Genomic DNA, 18,427 nt, shown 5'->3' with positions numbered 1-18,427 from the left:
TCAGTCCGTGTTCTCCCAGTCGGGCGCCATGTCCCGGGCGATCTTGATCTCGTCGTTGCCGGTGCCGGCCGCCACCATCGGCCAGACCATCGCGTCCTGGTGCACGATGAAGTCGATGACGACCGGGACGTCGTTGATCTCCATGGCCTTGGCGATCGTGGCGTCCACGTCGGCCGCGTTGTCGCAGCGCAGCCCCACGCAACCGTACGCCTCCGCCAGCTTGACGAAGTCGGGGATGCGGCGGGACTGCAGGTCGGTGTTGGAGTAGCGCCCTTCGTAGAACAGGGTCTGCCACTGCCGGACCATGCCGAGGTTGCCGTTGTTGATGACGGCCACCTTGATCGGGATGCCCTCGATGGCGCAGGTCGCCAGCTCCTGGTTGGTCATCTGGAAGCAGCCGTCGCCGTCGATGGCCCAGACCGCCGTGTCGGGCCGCCCCTGCTTCGCGCCCATCGCGGCGGGCACGGCGAAGCCCATCGTGCCGAGGCCGCCGGAGTTGATGAACGACCCCGGGTTCTCGTAGCCGATGAACTGGGCGGTCCACATCTGGTGCTGGCCCACCCCGGCGACGTACAGCGCGTCCGGGCCGACGACCTTGCCGATGCGCTGGATCGCGTACTGCGGGGACAGGCTCCCGTCCTCCGGCTGGTCGTAGCCCAGCGGGTAGGTCTCGCGCCAGGAGTTCAGCTGGCGCCACCAGGCCTCGTAGTCGCCCTTGCGCCCGGCGGAGTGCTCGGCGCGCACCGCGTTGATCAGGTCGGTGAGGACGTCGCGGCAGTCGCCGACGATCGGCACGTCGGCGTGGCGGTTCTTGGAGATCTCGGCCGGGTCGATGTCGGCGTGCACGATCTTGGCGCCGGTGGCGAAGCTGTCGAGGCGGCCGGTGACCCGGTCGTCGAACCGCGCGCCCAGCGCGACCAGCAGGTCGGAGCGCTGCAGCGCTCCGACGGCGCCGACGCTGCCGTGCATGCCGGGCATGCCCATGTGCAGCGGGTGGCTGTCCGGCAGCGCGCCCTTGGCCATCAGCGTGGTCACCACGGGGGCGCCGGTCAGCTCGGCGAGCGTGCGCAGCTCGGCGGCGGCCCGCGCCTTGAGCACGCCCCCGCCGACGTACAGTACGGGCCGCTTGGCCTCGGTGAGGAGGCGGGCGGCCTCGCGCACCTGCTTGGCGTGGGGGCGCGTCACCGGGCGGTAGCCGGGCAGCTGCATCGGCTGCGGCCAGACGAAGTCGACCGGGTTCTGCAGCGCGTCCTTGGAGATGTCGACGAGGACCGGGCCCGGGCGGCCGGTCGAGGCGATGTGGAACGCCTCGGCGATCGTACGGCCGATGTCGGCGGGGTCGGTGACGAGGAAGTTGTGCTTGGTGATCGGCATCGTGATGCCGGAGATGTCCGCCTCCTGGAAGGCGTCCGTGCCGATCGCGCCGCTCGCGACCTGGCCGGTGATCGCGACGATCGGCACCGAGTCCATGTAGGCGTCGGCGATCGGCGTGACGAGGTTGGTCGCGCCGGGACCGCTGGTCGCCATGCACACGCCCACCCTGCCGGTCGCCTGCGCGTACCCCTGAGCGGCGTGGCCCGCGCCCTGCTCGTGCCGGACAAGGATGTGGCGGATCTTCTGCGAGTCGAAGAGGGGGTCGTAGGCCGGGAGGATGGCCCCGCCCGGGATCCCGAACACGGTGTCGACGCCGACCTCCTCCAGGGCTCTGATGAGCGCCTGGGATCCGGTCATCCGTTCGGTCATCTTCTTCATCCTTGTGCTCTTGAGCGCTGGGCTCTGCCCCTCGGCGTGCCGGGCGGGCGGTGCCGCCTGGTACGCGGTGCGCGGGGCCGGGGTTATGGCCAACAAAAAACCCCTCGCGCCGGACGGCGGTCGAGGGGAGCGCGCAAGCGATCTACTCGGTCAGCTTGCGCGCCGACCAAGTACGAGAATCAGGTTGCGGTTCATGGTGTCAACCATGCTGGGTTTCGCGGCTCGCGTCAAATCCCTGGACGGCATGTCTCACCATCCGAGACGAATGGACCGATACGCGCACCGTCGCCCGCACCCGCTGCGGCGGGTGCGGGCGACGTGACGAACGTCAGGCGAGGGACTTCACCCACTCGTCGATGGTGAGGACGTCCGCCTGCCGGGGGAACACCTTCTCGGTGAGGACCCGGTGGACCTCCGGGTCCGCGTCGGCGCAGCCGTCGGCCAGGACGGTGAGGCGGTAGTCCAGGTCGGCTGCCTGGCGCAGGGTGGACAGGACGACGCCGCTGGTGGCGATGCCGGTCAGCACGAGATGGTCGAACCCGCCGGACCGCAGGACCAGCTCCAGGTCGCTGCCCGCGAACGCGCTGACCCGCTTCTTCGTGACCACGACCTCGCCGGCGCGGGGCTCGACGTCGGGGTGGACGGCCGTACCCGGGCCACCGGCGGTGAACACGTCCGGCGGCAGGGCCGAGAAGGACTTGTTGCGGTCGCTGATATCCGGATGGCCGGGACGGAAGCCGATGACGACGTGGATGACGGGAACGCCGGCGTCACGGGCACCGCCGACCGCGCGGGTGAGCCGCGGCAGGTAGTCCGTGTCCGGTATGCGGGGGACGATGCCCTCCTGGACGTCCATCACGAGCAGGGCGGTGTTCTTCATTGTCGGCTCCATTTCTCTGGTGCTTAGTTCGCGGCCGGGGCGTCGTCCCGGTCCGACGGGCGGATGCGGCGCAGTGAGCGGTCGGCGACGGTGATCGCCAGGAACACACCCGCGACGGCGAGCAGGAACCAGGCGAGACGATGCAGGCCGCCCGTGTCGGCCCGGTGGGCGAAGAAGGCGCCGCCGGCCGCAGAGGAGATCATCGCGCCGAGGTAGGAGAAGGTGCGCAGCAGCCCGGCGGACGAACCGATCCGCGCCGGGTCGGCCTGGTGGTACACGGCGTTCTGGAGGGCGAGGCTGTTCAAGCCCTGCGGAACGCCGCAGACGAGGGCGACGGCGACCAGCAGCCACACCGCGCTGCCCGGGTGGAGCAGCAGGAGCATGGCGCAGGCGGCGATCTGGCCGACGGCGCCGACGATGAGCTTTCCGCGGATCTCCGCGCGGCGGCCGGTCGCGGCGGCGACGAGGATCCCGGTCAGGAACAGCGGCAGCTGCGCCAGCCCGGCCTGGGAGGCGGACAGCCCCCGCCCGTCCTCCAGCCACTGGGTGTAGCCGTACAGGAAGGAGTACGACACGACGTAGGTGAGGAGCGCGCGGGCGTAGGTGAGCAGCAGGGGCAGGTTGCCGCCGAACACGCCCAGGTCAATGAACGGCTCCGCCGCGCGCGACTCCCGGAGCGCGAAGCCGGCTCCGGCCGCGACGGCGAGCACCGGGAGATACCCGTGACCTGGTCTTGGGCTCATCAGGAACAGCAGCAGCGCGACGAGCATCGCGGCGAACAGGGCCATGCCCGGCAGGTCCAGCCGGGCCGCCGGCCGTTCGGACGCGGTGCGTTCGGGAAGAGGCGTCCTCGGCAGCCGGAGCCGGCCGACGATCAGGCCGGCGGCCGCCAGCGGGATGTTGACCGCGAGGGTGGCGCGCCAGCCGCCGACCGCGATCAGCAGCCCGCCCAGGGTGGGGCCGATGACGGCGACGGTCTGCGTGCTGATCGCGATCGCGGTGAGCACTCCGGCCGGACTGCCCCTGCCGGTCCGCTCGGCCTCACTGCGGATGAGGTACATCGCGGCCGGGTAGCCGGCGCACGTGCCGAATCCGAGCAGCACCCGCGCGACGACCAGCACGCCCAGGTTCGGGGCGAGGAGCCCGACCAGACCGGCGATCCCGACGAGGAGGGTTCCGGCGAGGAAGAGGCGGCGCGGCCCGTACAGGTCGATCAGCCGCCCGACCACGGGCTGCCCGATCGAGGTGGCGAGGTACAGCCCGGAGACCAGCCAGGCCGTCCGGGACGGCGGCACCCCGAACGCGGCGCCGATCGGCACCAGGGACACCGAGACGAGCGTCGAGTTGATCGGGTTCAGGATCGCGCCCAGGATCATCGGGGCGAGCAGCCTGCGGTCGAAGGCGTCTCGCGGGGCGCTCCCGGGACGTCGCGAGAGGATGGCCTTCACGGTCATGAGCGCGTGAGCCGGTCCAGCAGGGCCAGCGCTTCGAGGACGGTCCGGCGCTCTTCTTCGGTGTAGTGCTCCTGGAGCGCCCGGGCCAGCCATTCCTCGCCGGCCCGCCGCTTGTCCTCCAGGAACGCGCGGCCCGCCTCGCTCACCGAGATCAACTGCCGGCGGCCGTCGCCGGGGTCCGGCCGGCGCTGGATCAGACCGCGCTCCTCCAGCACCGCGAGGGTGGCGGCCATCGACTGGGGCCGGACCCGCTCGGCGGCGGCGAGAGCACTCGCGGACGCCGGCCCCTCCTTGCCCAGCCTGCTGAGCACGGACGTCTGCGACGGGGTGAGCCCCTCGTTGTCGTACGTCTCCCGGAAGCGCCGGCGCAGGCGGCCGACCACCACCCGGACCTCGTGCGCGGCGCGGACGGCCGACGCGGAAACGATCTCCTTGGCTTCCTCCATGGCCGCCACACTAGATTCTTCAGTCCAAACTGTCCAGTTTGAACTGAACAGTTTGACCTGACCGGTTCGAGCCCACTATCCGATGTCGAGTACGGCCTTGCCCCGTACCCGCCGGGAGAGGAGCGCCTCGGCGGCCTCCGCGGCGCGCTCCCAGGGGCCGCGCCAGCCGATCTGCGGGTCCAGCGCCTTCCGTGCGAGGAGTTCGACCAGGTAGGCGAGGTCCGGACCGAACGCCGGGCCCTGTCCCGCCCGCCCGACGACGAAGGGCTCGATGCGCCCCCGACCACCGGCCAGCCGTACGGTCTCGAAGTCGATGGTCGTCGGCGCGCGCGAGGCCATGCCGATGCTCTGCGCGCATCCTCCGTCCTCCAGCAGCCCGAACGCCTCGGCCAGCAGCGGACCGCCCACGTTGTCGAGCACGCCGAAGACGGGCGCGGTGACGTCCCCCAGGCCGCCGACGACGACCTCGTCGGCCCCGAGCTCACGGAGCCCTTCGGCACGGGCCGGGCTCCCCACGGCGGCGACGACGTACGCGCCGGCGCGGGCGGCGAGCTGGACGGCGAAGCGTCCGACGCCGCCGGACGCCCCCGTGACGAGGACACGCCGGCCGATGACCGGACCGAGCCTCCGCAGCGCCCGCAGGGCGGTGACGCCCGCCGCCGGAAGCGCGCTCGCCGCCCCGAGATCGACGGAATCGGGAACGACGGCCAACTCCGCGGCGTCGGCGGCGCGATACTCGGCCCAGGCGCCCGCTGCCCAGCCGAAGCTCACGACGCGTGCGCCGGGCGGCGGCCCAGAGCCGTCCGCCGCGGCCCTGACGACCGTCCCGGCGGCGTCCATCCCGAGTACGGCGCCCGGACGCGCCCGCTCGGCCATGAACGCGACGTCCACGAAGTTGAGCGAGGCGGCGTGCACCTGGATCAGGGCCTGGTCGTCGCGCGGGACGGGCATGGGAACGTCGCCCAGGCGGAGCCCTGCCGGTGCGCCGGGGGCATGGATCATTGCGCGCATGTCACTCCTGTCGATGGTCGGTCAGCGGGGCAGGTCGGCGTGCCGCTCGAGGAACCTCTCGACGTCGCCAGGGTTCTCCAACGGCAGCGGGTAGACGATGAGCCGGTCGACGCCGAGTTCCGCGTAGCGGAGGGCCGCCGAGGCATCCACCGGAGAAAGTTGCAGGAAGTCGATCTCCAGGCGTCCCAGCCGGGCCGGGCGCTCCACCTCGACCGCCGCCTTCTCCAGCCCTGCCAGGTGGCGGACCAGGTCATCGGGCCCGTCACCGTTGCCGAACCAGGCGTCTCCACGGGCGACCGCCCGCCGGAAGGCCGCCGGGCTGTGACCACCGATCACGATCCGCGGCCCACCGGCTCGTACCGGCCGTGGATGAGCGTCGACGCGGTCGAAGGCGACGTAGCGTCCCTCGTAGGACGGTGCCTCCTGGGTCCACAGCGCCCGCATCGCGTCCAGGTATTCGTCGGTCCGGGCGCCGCGCTCGGCGAACGGCACGCCGACCGCGGTCATCTCCGGTTCGAGATAGCCGGCCCCGACGCCGAGGTGCAGCCGGCCGCCGCTGAGCACGTCCAAGCTGGCGACCTGCTTGGCGAGCACGACCGGGTTGCGCTGCGGCAGGATCACGATGCCGGTGCCGAGTTCCAGGCGCTCGGTGACGGCGGCGACATAGGACAGGTGCACCAGCGGGTCGAGAATCGGGTCCGTCGGCTCCATCGGCGAGTCCGGCGTCCGCGGGCTCGGCAGCACGACGTGCTCCCCCGCCCACCATGAGCGATACCCAAGATCCTCGGCACGCCGCGCCAGCCGTCCGGTTTCCGCCGGGCCGAGCGTTGCCTTGGCGTTCAGTCCTGTGACCCCGAGCTCCACGTGCTGTCTCCTCCCGTCGACGGCGTGACGTCGGCGCCACGCCTCCGTACGGAAGCGTCGGGCAGCGGGCCCGAGTCCGTCCAAGACCTGGTGTCATAGCCTTCGGCTATGGACGTCCACCTGCGGGACCTGCGGTATTTCGTGGCCGTTGCGGAGGAGCTCAGCTTCACCCGGGCCGCGACCGACCGGCTGTTCATCTCCCAGCCCGCGTTGAGCAAGCAGATCCGCCGGCTCGAACTGGAGCTCCGGACGTCGCTCTTCGTCCGCGACCGGCGAACGGTCGCGCTGACCCCCGCCGGCAGCGCCCTCCTCCCCCATGCCCGGCGGCTCATCGAGGAGTGGGAACAGGCCCGCTGCGCGGTGGCCGACACCGTCTCCGCCGAGGACGCCGTCCTGACGGTCGGCTTCCAGACGAGCATCGGCCGCGGGCTGATCCCGGCCGTGACGGCCACGACGGGGCGGCTGCTGCCGGGCCTGCGCCTCCGGTTCCGTCAGGTCTCCTGGGCCGATCCGACGGCCGGGCTGGCGAGCGGGGACGTCGACGTCGCCGTGGCGTGGCTGCCGGTCCCCGACGGCGGCATCTCCTGGAAGGTGATCACGCGAGAGGACCGGTGGGTGGCGCTGCCGTCCGGGCACCGCCTGGCCGCGCTGGAGGTCGTGCCGTTCGCCGAACTCGCCGGCGAACCGTTCATCGCCCTCCCTCCGCAGGCCGGGGCCCTCCGCGCCTTCTGGCTCGGGGAGGATCACCGGGAGACGCCCGCCCGGATCGCCGCGGTCGCGGAGACCGCCGACGAGACGTTCGAGGCGGTCGCCTCGGGTCTCGGCGTCGCGCTCCTCGCCGCGGGCAACGCCGAGATCTACCGGCGCGACGACCTCGTCTACCGGCCGGTCGGCGGGCTGTCCCCCAGCGAACTCGCGGTCGTCTGGCGCACCGGCGACGACCGCGAGGCCGTACGCGTCTTCACGGAAGCCTGCTGCCTCTGCACGGACGCCGCGGGGCCACCGGCCGGCTGAATCACCTCGCCGTCGTCGTTGTCACCCTGCCGTCGCCGTGGACGTCATACCGTCCAGATCGCCGGGTTCGCGACGTCAACGGCGACGGCAGAGTGCGACACCTGGGGTTCCCACGAGGGAACCCCAGGCCGGCGGTTACCAGGCCGGCTTCACGTTCACGTCGTCGGCCTTTACGAAGTAGATGCGGTGGCCGAACTGGATCTCGTAGTACTTCAGCTTGCCCTTGACCACCGTTGCGCCGGTTCGGTCGTACAGCTTGCTGTAGTAGTACTCCCCGCGCTCGGAGCCGACGACGGCGTACGCCTGGCCCGCCGCGAAGGTGTACTGCATCGGCACGAGGTCCTGGAAGGGCACCCCGGCCGGGTAGGCCTCCGCCTCCGGGTAGGCGCGGCCGTACACCGGGACCGACGTCGCGCCGGGCTTGGCGACGGCCACCAGGCCGCGGGCGCCGACGGCCGTGGGCTGCGTCCTGGGGTTGTGGAACCAGGCCTTCTGGCCGAGGTACCAGATCGCCGTCCAGTCGCCCTGCCGGTCGGCCACGGCGTACGTCTGGCCGGTGGCGGCGCGGGCGCTGTGGTCGTACACGCTCATCGTCGCGGTGCCGCCGGTCGTCGGGTGCTTGCCGATGTCCTTGACCAGCGGCGCGTCGTCACGGGGCTCGGTGCGCAGCATGATCGAGCCACCGCCGTGCGGCGGGCACGCCGCCGAGGGGTTCTTGGCGTCACAGCCGGTGTACGGCACCACGTTCTTGTCGTAGTCGGGCAGGATCATGACCTCGCCGGAGTGGCGGCCCGCACTGGCGTGCAGCGGCCGGTGCAGGAGGTCGAAGTAGTGCGCCCAGTTCCAGTACGGGCCCGGGTCCTCGTGCATGCCCGACACGGTGGACGGGATGGTCCCCGGGACGTTGTCGTGGCCGAGGATGTGCGCCCGGTCGAGCGGGACGTGGAACCTGTTCGCGAGGTAGCGCACCAGCTCGGACGAGCTGCGGTACATCGCCTCGGTGTACCAGGTGCCGGCCTGGGCGAGGAAGCCCTCGTGCTCGACTCCGATGGACTTGGAGTTGATGTACCAGTTGCCCGCCTGCCAGCCGACGTCCTTGGCCTTCAGGTGCTGGGCGACGTGCCCGTCGGCGGAGCGGACGGTGTAGTTCCAGCCCAGGTACGTCGGGTCCTGGACCATCTTCACGTCGTTCGGGTAGTAGCCCTCGGTGTCGTGGATGACGATGAAGTCGATCTTCTGGCTCTTCGGCCGGTCGCCCAGGTCGTGGTTGCCGTAGTCCGTCGGGCCATTCGGGCTGATCTGCTGGTACGGCGCGGGGATCCACTCGCAGCCGAGGTCCCGCGGGCACTCGGTCTCGGGGTCGTTCGCGGCCGGCGCGGCCGTCCGTACGGCCGGGTCGGCTGCGAGGGTGACCCGCTGACCGTCGTCGGTGGTCCGGGACGCGCCGGTGCGGATCACGTCGTACACCTGGCCGGCGAACCAGTCGGTGCCGCCGTAGCGGGCCGTCGCGGCGTACCAGGTGGCCGGGTCGGCGCTGAGCGGCTTGCGCAGGTCCTGCTGGTAGCGGGCCAGCAGTGCGGCACCGCCCCGGATGTTGGCCGCCGGGTCGGCGCGCAGCGTGCCCGGCGCGTCCCCGGTGATCCGGGCCGCCTCCTGCAGCGTCTGCGTGCTCGGTGTGGCGGTCCGTGCGCCGCTCGCCGGGGCCTTGGGGTGCAGGGCCGGGCGTGAAGTGTCGCCACGGGGATCCTCGTCGCCGCCGGCGAAGTGCTCGCCGGCGGGGACCAGCGTGCCGTCGACGAGGTGCATGGGCCCGAAGCCGCCGCCGGTGCTCGGCAGCCCCTTGTTGGCGTCCCAGCGGGACTCCAGGTACGAGACGGCGAGCAGGAGGTTCTCGGGGACGTGGTAGGCCTTCGCCGCCTGGGCGTAGGCCTGCTGGCGGGTGAGGGAGACAGGACCGGCGTGTTGCTGGGCCTGGGCCTGACCGGTTCCGAGACCGGTCAGCACCAGGGTCGTCGCGACGAGGGTACGACCTCGTAGGCTCATCGGCGCCTCCGCGCTACGGGGGAATCGCGGTAAACGATCTCAGAGGGGCCGAGCGCAGACAAGAACCTACGAGAACCGTGATCAAAGTGAAGAATTCCTACCTCGACCCGCACCGCGCGGACCGGTCAGGCCGCGGACAGCACCGAACCGTGGAACAGGATGGACCCCGCATCGCGCGGGCCGGCCGGCCGACAGGGCCGAGCCGGGGAGCAGGATGGACGCCGCGCCGCGGGGGCCGGTCAGCACCGAACCGCGGACCGAACTGGACGCCCCACCGCGCGGGCTGGCCAGCCGACGGACAGGGCCGAGCCGTGGAGCGGATGGGCTCCTCGCCGCACGGGCCGGTCAGCCGGCGGACAGGGCCGAGCCGTGGAGCGGGATGGACGCCTCGCCGCGCGGGTTGGTGCGGACGAGCGCCTCGATGCCGCGCGGTGCCATCGGGCGGGCGACGAGGAAGCCCTGGCCGCGGGGGCAGCCCATCTCCTTGAGGAGCTCGAGCTGTTCGGGGCGCTCGATGCCCTCGGCGACGACGGTCAGCCCGAGGTCGCGGCCGACCCGGACGATCGTGCGGGTCAGGAGGGTCAGGGTCTCGTCGCGGCCGAGTCCGGCGACGAACGAGGGGTCGATCTTTATGACGTCGACCGGCAGCTGCCGCAGGTAGGCCAGTGAGGCGTAGCCGGTGCCGAAGTCGTCGATGGCCAGCCGGACGCCGAGGTCGCGCAGCGCGGACAGGCGGGAGATCAGCTCGTCGCCGCCATCGACGAGGACCTCCTCCTCGACCTCCAGGGTGAGCACCTCCGGCGGCAGGCCGCTGTCCTCCAGCGCGGTCGCCACCGACTCGACGAACCGGGGCGCGGCGATCTCCCGGGGCCGCAGGTTGATCGACAACCCGATGTCCCAGTCGGCGGCGCGCCAGCGGGCCACCTCGCAGCAGGCCTCGCGCAGCACCCAGTTGCCGAGCGGGATCATCAGGCCCGACTCCTCCGCGGTGCCGATGAACTCCTCCGGCGGCACGAAGACGCCGTCCCGCCACCACCGTACGAGCGCCTCGACGCCGGTGACGCGGGAGGTGGCGAGTTCGACGACCGGCTGGAACTCCACGCTGAACTGCTGCTCGGTGAGCGCACGCTGCAGGTCGCCGCCGAGCTCGAGCCGGCGGACGACGTCGGCGTGCATCTTGGCGGCGAACACCTCGACCCGGCCGCCGCCGAGGTCCTTGGCCCGGGACAGCGCGACGTCGGCGTTGCGGATGAGCTCGGGGCCGCTGACGCCCTTCTCGGTGAAGGCGATGCCGACGCTGGCGGTGAGCACGATGCTGCGGTCGCCGACGCGGTACGGCTCGCTCGCGAGGACGCGGACGAGGCGCTCGCCGAGGTCGACGACCGTCTGCACCTCGGTGGCGCTCTGCACCAGCACGGAGAACTCGTCGCTCCCCCAGCGTGCGACGGTGTCGTCGGCCAGGACGCCCGCGCGCAGGCGGCGGGCGGCCTGGGCCAGCACCTGGTCGCCGCCCGCGTGGCCGATGGAGTCGTTCACGGCGGTGAAGCCGTCGAGGTCGACGAAGATCACCGCGACGGTGCCCTGGGCGCACTCGACGACCTCGCGGGCGCGTTCTTCGAAGTAGGCGCGGTTCGGCAGGCCGGTCAGCCCGTCGTGGAAGGTCAGGTGGGTGACCTGGCGCTGCAGCGCGGCCTGCTCGCTGAAGTCCCGTACGGTCACGAGGAGCCGGTCCGCGGACCCGCCGCCGGCGGAGCCGTACCGGCAGATCGTGGACTCCGTCGGCAGCCAGGTGCCGTCGGCGGCGCGTACCCGGCAGGCGATGCGGACGACGTCGTTCCCGGGGGCGCGGAGCAGCCGGCGGGCCGCGACCAGCACCCTCGGCAGGTCCTCCGGGTGGACGACGTCGCGCACCGACCGGCCGAGCAGGCCCTCTGCCGTGTAGTGGTACGAGGGCTGCGCGCCCTCGCTGACGTACTCGATGACGCCGTCGAGGCCGCAGATCACCACGACGTCGTTGATGCTCTCGGTGAGCGCCCGGAAGTGCTTCTCGCTGACCTTCACGGCGCGTCGCAGCCGGTCGTTGTCGTGGACCAGCTCCCCGAGCCGGGCGAGGACGACGAGGACGGCCGACCCGGCGATGATCGGGACGATCGGCCGCAGGCCCTGTGCGCCGGTGAGCGTGTGCCCGGCCACGAAGATCGCCGCGGCGGCGGCCGTGGCGGCCGGCGCGAGGCCGGGCCCCACGAAGCGGCGCCGGGTCGCGTCGCTCGCGCGGCCGCGCAGCGCCCATGGGGCGGCGCCGAGGAGCAGCAGCCCGGCCGGGCGTGCGAGGTCGGCCGCGGAGCCGTACGCGTCGCCGCCGTTCAGCCGGTCCATGAAGTACATGACGTCCGCCGCGGTGAGGACGACCAGCGCGCAGTAGGCGACCATCGCGGACCGGCGGTGCCCGCGCAGGGCCCCGACCGCCATCGGCAGGAGCCCGCAGACCAGCAGGGCGTCGAGCAGCGGGTAGCGCAGCTCGATGACGAACTGCACCCAGCCCTCTCCCGACATGCGGTACAGCCGATCGAAGATCGCGACCCAGCCGACGACGAACAGGGCGCAGGCGCAGACGTACGTGTCGGCGAGGTAGCGCAGCCAGGGGCGAGCGCTGCGCGGCGGGCCGATCGGCGCGACGAACCCGGCCGTCACGGCGCCCAGGGCGATCAGGAAGAACAGGTCGGCCGGTGAGACCGCCACCGCTGACCGGCTGAGGACGAGCCGGGAGATCGCGTTGATCGCCGCACCGGCCGACCAGGCCATCGCCGCCAGCCCGAACCAGCGCCAGGTGTCGCGGTCGACCTTCCCGGCGGGGCTCTGCGGCGCCCGCCGCACCGCGAACAGCAGCGAGCTCGCGGCGATCGCCGCCGCCCAGGCGCTGAGCCAGGCGCCGCCGCCGTCGGTGCCCCGGCCGGTCAGGAAGGCGATCGCGTGAATGACGGCGAGCACGGCGACCGGGCCGAACGGCCGTACGGTCGCCGGTATCCCCCAGCGTCGCCGCTTCGTCCGCTCGCCGGTCATCACTTTCTCGCTCTCTGATCTTGATCAAATTGTCCCGGAGCACGACGCGCGCCGGGTGCCGAATGATGACATTCCGGGCCGACGGCCCATGGCCGTCTCAGGTGCGGCGTATACCTGCCTGTCGAATGCCGTGTCATCCGGTACGAGTGGCGGCCGGAATCAGGTCGCCACCGGGAAGTTCGCGCCGGGCGCGTCGTGCCGGGGTCGCCGGCAGCACCCGCGTGCGGCGCTCACTCTGGTCAGCCTTGTTGGTCAATGTACGGTCCGTAGGTCACGGAGCGATTGAGGCTGGGCGTCCACCCGGCGACAACTCGCCACGTTGCGTAATCGGACATCGAGCGCTTGCCAGCGCTTTGTCGGCGCGATCCGCCCACCCGGCAAAGCCAGGGTCGATCCGCCTCCCGCTGTGACCCAAGGACCTGGGGGAAAGCCTTTACCTGCTCAGTAGGCGCCGGTGATGACGTTTCGCAGGGGCTCGTCCCGTACGGCGCGCTCGAGCTGTGCGCGCACCAGCGCGATGGCACGCCGCCGCGACGCCGGCGTCGACCCGCCGACGTGCGGGGTGATGAAGACACCGGGCGCGGACCAGAGCGGGTGACCGGCGGGCAGCGGCTCGGGGTCGGTCACGTCCAGCACCGCGCGCAGCCGTCGCCGGGACAGCTCCGCGACCAGCGCGTCGGTGTCGACCACCGAACCGCGAGCGGCGTTGACGAGCAGGGCGCCGTCCTTCATCCGCGCGAGGAAGCCGGCGTCGACCATGCCGGTCGTCTCCGGGGTCGACGGCACGATCAGGACCACGACGTCGGCCAGGGGCAGCAGATCCGGGAGGGCGCCGACCGGATGGACACCGTCGCGCGCCGTCCTCGCCACCCGTACGACCTCGGTCTCGAACGGCAGCAGACGGCGCTCGATCGCCGCGCCGACCGAGCCGTACCCGACGATCAGCACGGAGCGGTCGGCCAGCGCGTCGGTCATGTGCCAGTCCCAGCGGCCGTCGCGCTGCGCGTCGACGAACCGCGCGAAGTCCCGCTGGGCCACGATGATGCCGCCGACCACCCACTCGGCGGTGCTCGCGTCGTGGATGCCCCGGCCGTTGCACAGCACCACGCCGGGCGGGACGTGCGGCAGGAAGGTGTCGACGCCTGCCACCTGCAGCTGGACGATCTTCAGGCTCGTCATCCGGGCGAGGACGGCGCGGCTCTGCGGGGTCGGAGTGAACGGTGGGACATAGAACTCCACCTCACCGGGATCGCAGGGGAGGTCGTCCCCGCCCTGATAGACGTGGACATCCGCCCCCGCGACATCCGCGACAGCCTCAGCGATCTCCTTGTCCGGGACCCAGACCTTCACCGTGCGCCTCCCCTGCCCATGGGGACAGATCGTACGACCCACTCTCGTGCCGGTCGTGGGGCGGGCCTGCCGTGACCGGTTGAGGCCGTGAAAGCCGGTTGACGTCCCTGAAAGCGCTTTCCTAACGTAGGCCCCTCCGGCCCCGGCGTCCCCTGCCACTGGGAGTTCCACCGTGCACAGAAGACCATTCGCGCTGATCGGGGCCGCAGCGGCCCTGTGCTGCGCCGTCGCGACCGGTACGGCCGGCGCGTCGGTGCGCGACGCGCGAGCCTCGACCGCTCCGATCTACCTCGATCCCGGGCACTCCCCGGCCGAGCGCGCCGCGGACCTCGTCGGCCGCCTCACGCTCGCCGAGAAGGCCCAGCAGATGAACAGCAGCCAGGCCCCGGCGATCCCCCGGCTGGGCGTCGCCGCCTGGGGCTGGTGGAACGAAGCGGCGCACGGCGTGGCCCGGCTGCAGACCAACACCAACGCCAACCCGCCGATCCTCACCAACCTCACGTCCTACCCGGTCGACCTGGCGATGGGCAGCACCTGGAGCCCCGATCTGGTCCACCGGGCGGCCACCGAGATCGGGAACGAGGCGCGGGAGGTCGCCCCGAACAACACGCAGGACCTGGACTTCTACTCCCCCACCGTCAACCTCTCCCGCGACCCGCGCTGGGGCCGCAACGACGAGACGTGGAGCGAGGACCCCACGCTCACGGCCGCCCTCGCCGCGCAGTACGTCAACGGCCTGCAGGGTCAGGACGAGAACGGCAGGCTGCCGAGGTCGGCGGACGGGTACGTCAAGGCGCTCGCCACGCTGAAGCACTTCGCCGCCAACAACAGCGAGTACAACCGCCGCACCGGCTCGTCCGACATGGACGAGCGCACGCTGCGGGAGTACTACACGGCGCAGTTCCGCGACATCATCCGGCAGTCCGGCCCCGGCTCGATCATGAGCTCGTACAACCGGGTCAACGGCGTCCCCGCCGCCGCGAACGTCCACCTGATGGACACGCTGGCCCGGCAGACCTACGGCTTCGGCGGTTACTTCACCTCCGACTGCGACGCGGTCTACGAGATCCAGGCCGGCCACCACTGGCAGCCGCCGGGCGCGTCCGCGCCGCTGGACCAGTACGGCCGCACCGCCTACGCGATCACCGCGGGCGAGGATCTGGACTGCAACCAGGGCTACCACGACGCGTACAACTACGGGAACACGGTCCCCGACACGGTCGCGAAGCACATCACCACGCAGACCGGCGTCTTCACCGAGAACGACGTCGACGTCTCCCTGGTCCGGCTGTTCACCGCCCGGATCCGGACCGGCGAGTTCGACCGTGAGGACCAGGTGCCGTGGGTGCGCGAGGCCCGCGCCCGCCTGGCGCCGGGCACCTGGACCAACTCCGACGCGAACAACGCCGTGACCGAGACGCCTCAGCGCCTCGACCTCTCTCGGCAGGCCGCCGAGCAGAGTCTCGTGCTGCTCAAGAACTCCGCCGTCGCCGGTGCCAAGGAGAGCCTGCTGCCGCTGAAGGTGCCCTCGTCGGGCGCCTACAAGGTCGCGGTCATCGGGGCGTACGCGAACCCGTCGTCGCTGTACCTCGGCGGCTACTCCAGCAACCAGGGCGCTCCGGGCGTCGCCAAGGAGGTCAACGCCTACCAGGGCGTCAAGGCGGCCGTCCAGAAGATCAACCCGGCCGCGACCGTCGACTACTACCCGGGCGTCACCGGCGCCGCTCTGGACACCGTCGACGCCGCCTCGGTGGCCGCGGCGAAGGACCACGACGTGGTGATCGTCGTCGCGGGCACCGACGCGAAGACCGCCAACGAGGACTCGGACCGCAAGACCCTCACCCTGCCGGGCGCGCAGTCCTCGATGATCAGCCAGGTCGCCGCGGCCAACCCCCGCACCGTCGTGTACCTGGAGACGATGGGCCAGGTCGACCTCGGCGACTTCCGGTCGCAGGTGCCGGCCCTGCTGTGGAGCTCCTACAACGGTCAGCGTCAGGGCTCCGCGCTGGCCTCCGTCCTCCTCGGCGACACCGACCCGAGCGGGCGGCTGCCGTTCAGCTGGTACGGCGACATGAACCAGCTTCCGGCGATCGGCGACTACGCGATCCGGCCGACGTCGACGAGCAAGGGCCGGACGTACATGTACTTCACCGGCGACGTGACCTACCCGTTCGGGTACGGGCTGAGCTACACGCGGTTCTCCTACTCCCACCTGCGGGTCGAGCGGTCGGCCGACGCGAACGGCACCCTCCACGTGACCGCGGAGGTCACCAACCACGGCGACGCCGGGGGCACCACCGTGCCGCAGCTGTACGTGAGCACGCCGTTCGAACCGGCGGCCAAGGAGCGCCCGCTCAAGCGTCTGGAGGCGTTCCAGAAGGTCACCGTCGGCTCCCACCGGACCGAGCGGGTCCGCCTGACGGTCCCGGTGTCCAAGCTCGCGTTCTTCGACGAGACGTCGAACCGCTACGTGGTCGACCGGGGCGCGTACGAGCTGCGGCTCGGCACGTCCAGCGGGGACGCCGACGTCGCCGCGCGGGCCAGTGTCGAGATCGACGGCACGCTCCGGCCGTCGCCGTCGGTCGTCACCGCCAAGCCGGTCCAGGGCGGGGACGCCGCTCAGGGCATCGTCCAGCGGGTGACGTTCGACAAGGGCGCCACGATCGACCCGCAGCTCACGGTGTCGATGAAGGATGAGAGCGTCTACGGCTACGTCACCAAGGGCCAGAGCGTGCCGCTGCCCGCGGGGACGTGGGTGAGCTACCGCAGCGACCGGCCGCAGGTCGTCCGCATCGACGGCGGCCGCGTCCGCGCCGTCGGATCCGGCGTGGCGACCGTGACCGCGACCGTCCACTCGGGCGGCGGGTCCGCCTCGACGACCTTCGTCGTCCGGGTTCCCTGACGCAAGACGGCCCCGGACCCGTACGGGCCCGGGGCCGCCGGCGCTTCGTCCTGAGGCCTGTCTCAAAGCCCCGCTGTCCTCCTGCGCGGCGCCTCGCTACGGACGGGGACTTCGAGACAGGCCCTTTCGGCTATCAGCTCGTGAGCTTCTCGATGATCAGCTCGCGGGCGCGGCCGGCGTCGGCCTGGCCTCGGGTGGCCTTCATGACCGCGCCGACGAGCGCGCCCGCCGCCGCGACCTTGCCGCCGCGGATCTTCTCCGCGACGTCGGGGTTGGCGGCGATGACCTCGTCGATGACCGAGCCCAGCTGGCCCTCGTCGCTGACGACCTTCAGGCCGCGCTTCTCGACGACCGCGTCCGGCGTGCCCTCGCCGGCGAGAACGCCGTCGAACACCTGCCGGGCCAGCTTGTCGTTGATGGTGCCCTCGGCGACCAGCGCGCTGACCCGTACGACGTCGGCCGGGGTGACCGGCAGCTCGGACAGCTCGACGCCCTGCTCGGTGGCCCGCCGGGACAGTTCGTTCATCCACCACTTGCGGGCGGCTGCCGGGTCGGCGCCCTCGCGGACCGTCTCCTCGATCAGGTCCAGCGCACCGGCGTTGACGATGTCCTGCAGTTCCTTGTCGGCGACGCCCCACTCCTCCTGCACGCGGCGGCGGCGCGCGGCGGGCAGCTCCGGCAGCCCGGTGCGCAGCTCCTCCACCCACTCGCGCGACGGGGCCATCGGCACCAGGTCGGGCTCGGGGAAGTAGCGGTAGTCCTGCGCTTCTTCCTTGCTGCGCCCGCTCGTCGTCGTGCCGGCGGCCTCCTGGAAGTGACGGGTCTCCTGGGTCACCCGGCCGCCCGCGTCGAGGACGCCCGCCTGCCGCTCGATCTCGTACCGGACGGAGCGCTCGACGGACCGCAGCGAGTTGACGTTCTTGGTCTCGGTGCGGGTGCCCCACTCGGACGCGCCCTTGGGCATGAGCGAGACGTTGACGTCGCAGCGCATCGAACCCTGCTCCATGCGCACGTCCGAGACGCCGACCGCGCGCACGAGCTCGCGCAGCTCGGTGGCGTACGCCCGCGCGACCAGCGGTGCCTTGTCACCGGTCGCGGGGATCGGCTTGGTGACGATCTCGACGAGCGGGATGCCGGCCCGGTTGTAGTCGACCAGCGAGAAGTCGGCCCCATGGATCCGGCCGGTGGCGCCGCCCACGTGGAGCGACTTGCCGGTGTCCTCCTCCATGTGGACCCGCTCGATCTCGACGCGGTACGTCTCGCCGTCGACCTCGACGTCGAGGTAGCCGTCGATGCAGAGCGGCTCGTCGTACTGCGAGATCTGGAAGTTCTTCGGCATGTCCGGATAGAAGTAGTTCTTCCGGGCGAAGCGGCACCACTCGACGATCGTGCAGTTCAGCGCGAGGCCGATCTTGATGATGCCCTCGATCGCGCTGCGGTTCGTCACCGGCAGCGAACCCGGCATGCCCAGACAGACCGGGCAGACCTGGGTGTTGGGCTCCGCGCCGAACTCGGTCGAGCACCCGCAGAACATCTTCGTCGTCGTGCCCAGCTCGATGTGGGTCTCGATGCCCAGCACCGGCTCATATTTCGCCAGCGCCTCGTCGTACGGCACGAGCGTTTCAGTGCTCATCGGTAGTTCAGTCCCTTC

12 protein-coding genes are annotated in these 18,427 nt (G+C 71.7%); 2 read left to right on the top strand and 10 right to left on the bottom strand.

All coding sequences use genetic code 11. From position 1 onward, the window contains the following. The 6 genes from ACQP2O_RS11150 to ACQP2O_RS11125 form a co-directional block, all read right to left on the bottom strand. Positions 1–1,845 carry an acetolactate synthase large subunit gene (locus tag ACQP2O_RS11150; protein WP_433182478.1) on the bottom strand — a complete coding sequence of 615 codons (1,845 nt, stop codon included), beginning with the start codon at positions 1,843–1,845 and terminating at the stop codon, positions 1–3. Positions 1,846–2,080: 235 nt separating this feature from the next. Beyond that, a complete protein-coding gene (locus ACQP2O_RS11145; RefSeq protein ID WP_433182476.1) occupies positions 2,081–2,632 on the bottom strand; it encodes a cysteine hydrolase family protein in 552 nt (183 codons plus the stop codon). Positions 2,633–2,655: 23 nt separating this feature from the next. Continuing rightward, positions 2,656–4,086 carry an MFS transporter gene (locus tag ACQP2O_RS11140; protein ID WP_433182473.1) on the bottom strand — a complete coding sequence of 477 codons (1,431 nt, stop codon included), beginning with the start codon at positions 4,084–4,086 and terminating at the stop codon, positions 2,656–2,658. Beyond that, on the bottom strand, positions 4,083–4,532 hold the full coding sequence (locus tag ACQP2O_RS11135) for a MarR family winged helix-turn-helix transcriptional regulator (RefSeq protein WP_433182470.1): 450 nt from the start codon (positions 4,530–4,532) through the stop codon (positions 4,083–4,085). Before ACQP2O_RS11135 ends, ACQP2O_RS11140 begins: the two co-directional genes overlap by 4 nt. Before the next feature lie 75 nt (positions 4,533–4,607). Further along, positions 4,608–5,543, bottom strand: coding sequence for a zinc-binding dehydrogenase (locus ACQP2O_RS11130; RefSeq protein WP_433182468.1), 936 nt, complete (start codon positions 5,541–5,543; stop codon positions 4,608–4,610). 21 nt (positions 5,544–5,564) lie between these two features. Then, positions 5,565–6,407, bottom strand: coding sequence for an LLM class F420-dependent oxidoreductase (locus ACQP2O_RS11125; RefSeq protein ID WP_433182465.1), 843 nt, complete (start codon positions 6,405–6,407; stop codon positions 5,565–5,567). Between the two features lie 108 nt (positions 6,408–6,515). Here ACQP2O_RS11125 and ACQP2O_RS11120 point away from each other — a divergent pair, with 108 nt between their 5' ends. Continuing rightward, positions 6,516–7,421: a LysR family transcriptional regulator gene (locus ACQP2O_RS11120; RefSeq protein ID WP_433182462.1), complete on the top strand. Its 906-nt coding sequence runs from the start codon at positions 6,516–6,518 to the stop codon at positions 7,419–7,421. 135 nt (positions 7,422–7,556) lie between these two features. On the opposite strand, the gene ACQP2O_RS11115 is transcribed toward ACQP2O_RS11120, so the two are convergent. The 3 genes from ACQP2O_RS11115 to ACQP2O_RS11105 form a co-directional block, all read right to left on the bottom strand. After that, positions 7,557–9,464 (bottom strand): N-acetylmuramoyl-L-alanine amidase, encoded by a 1,908-nt coding sequence (locus ACQP2O_RS11115; RefSeq protein ID WP_433182459.1) that lies wholly within the window; start codon positions 9,462–9,464, stop codon positions 7,557–7,559. 345 nt (positions 9,465–9,809) lie between these two features. Further along, positions 9,810–12,524, bottom strand: coding sequence for a putative bifunctional diguanylate cyclase/phosphodiesterase (locus ACQP2O_RS11110; protein WP_433182456.1), 2,715 nt, complete (start codon positions 12,522–12,524; stop codon positions 9,810–9,812). Positions 12,525–12,965: 441 nt separating this feature from the next. Next, positions 12,966–13,874 (bottom strand): 2-hydroxyacid dehydrogenase, encoded by a 909-nt coding sequence (locus ACQP2O_RS11105; protein WP_433182454.1) that lies wholly within the window; start codon positions 13,872–13,874, stop codon positions 12,966–12,968. Between the two features lie 172 nt (positions 13,875–14,046). On the opposite strand from ACQP2O_RS11105, the gene ACQP2O_RS11100 reads away from it, so the two are divergent. Continuing rightward, on the top strand, positions 14,047–16,776 hold the full coding sequence (locus tag ACQP2O_RS11100) for a glycoside hydrolase family 3 C-terminal domain-containing protein (protein WP_433182451.1): 2,730 nt from the start codon (positions 14,047–14,049) through the stop codon (positions 16,774–16,776). Positions 16,777–16,909: 133 nt separating this feature from the next. Here the strand turns inward: ACQP2O_RS11100 and gatB are convergent, their stop codons facing one another. Next, on the bottom strand, positions 16,910–18,409 hold the full coding sequence (gene gatB / locus ACQP2O_RS11095; protein WP_433182449.1) for an Asp-tRNA(Asn)/Glu-tRNA(Gln) amidotransferase subunit GatB: 1,500 nt from the start codon (positions 18,407–18,409) through the stop codon (positions 16,910–16,912). Between the last annotated feature and the right edge of the window lie 18 nt (positions 18,410–18,427).

This window comes from Actinoallomurus sp. CA-150999 (assembly GCF_050942425.1).
Classification (GTDB): domain Bacteria; phylum Actinomycetota; class Actinomycetes; order Streptosporangiales; family Streptosporangiaceae; genus Actinoallomurus.
This window is presented reverse-complemented; position numbering and strand designations above follow the sequence as displayed.

What these genes read in the sequence shown, in the direction of transcription:
- ACQP2O_RS11110 (WP_433182456.1), bottom strand. Translation starts at nt 12,524, where the DNA reads ATGACCGGCGAGCGGACGAAGCGGCGACGCTGGGGGATACCGGCGACC.
- ACQP2O_RS11115 (WP_433182459.1), bottom strand. Translation starts at nt 9,464, where the DNA reads ATGAGCCTACGAGGTCGTACCCTCGTCGCGACGACCCTGGTGCTGACC.
- ACQP2O_RS11130 (WP_433182468.1), bottom strand. Translation starts at nt 5,543, where the DNA reads ATGCGCGCAATGATCCATGCCCCCGGCGCACCGGCAGGGCTCCGCCTG.
- ACQP2O_RS11140 (WP_433182473.1), bottom strand. Translation starts at nt 4,086, where the DNA reads ATGACCGTGAAGGCCATCCTCTCGCGACGTCCCGGGAGCGCCCCGCGA.
- ACQP2O_RS11145 (WP_433182476.1), bottom strand. Translation starts at nt 2,632, where the DNA reads ATGAAGAACACCGCCCTGCTCGTGATGGACGTCCAGGAGGGCATCGTC.
- ACQP2O_RS11135 (WP_433182470.1), bottom strand. Translation starts at nt 4,532, where the DNA reads ATGGAGGAAGCCAAGGAGATCGTTTCCGCGTCGGCCGTCCGCGCCGCG.
- gatB (WP_433182449.1), bottom strand. Translation starts at nt 18,409, where the DNA reads ATGAGCACTGAAACGCTCGTGCCGTACGACGAGGCGCTGGCGAAATAT.
- ACQP2O_RS11120 (WP_433182462.1), top strand. Translation starts at nt 6,516, where the DNA reads ATGGACGTCCACCTGCGGGACCTGCGGTATTTCGTGGCCGTTGCGGAG.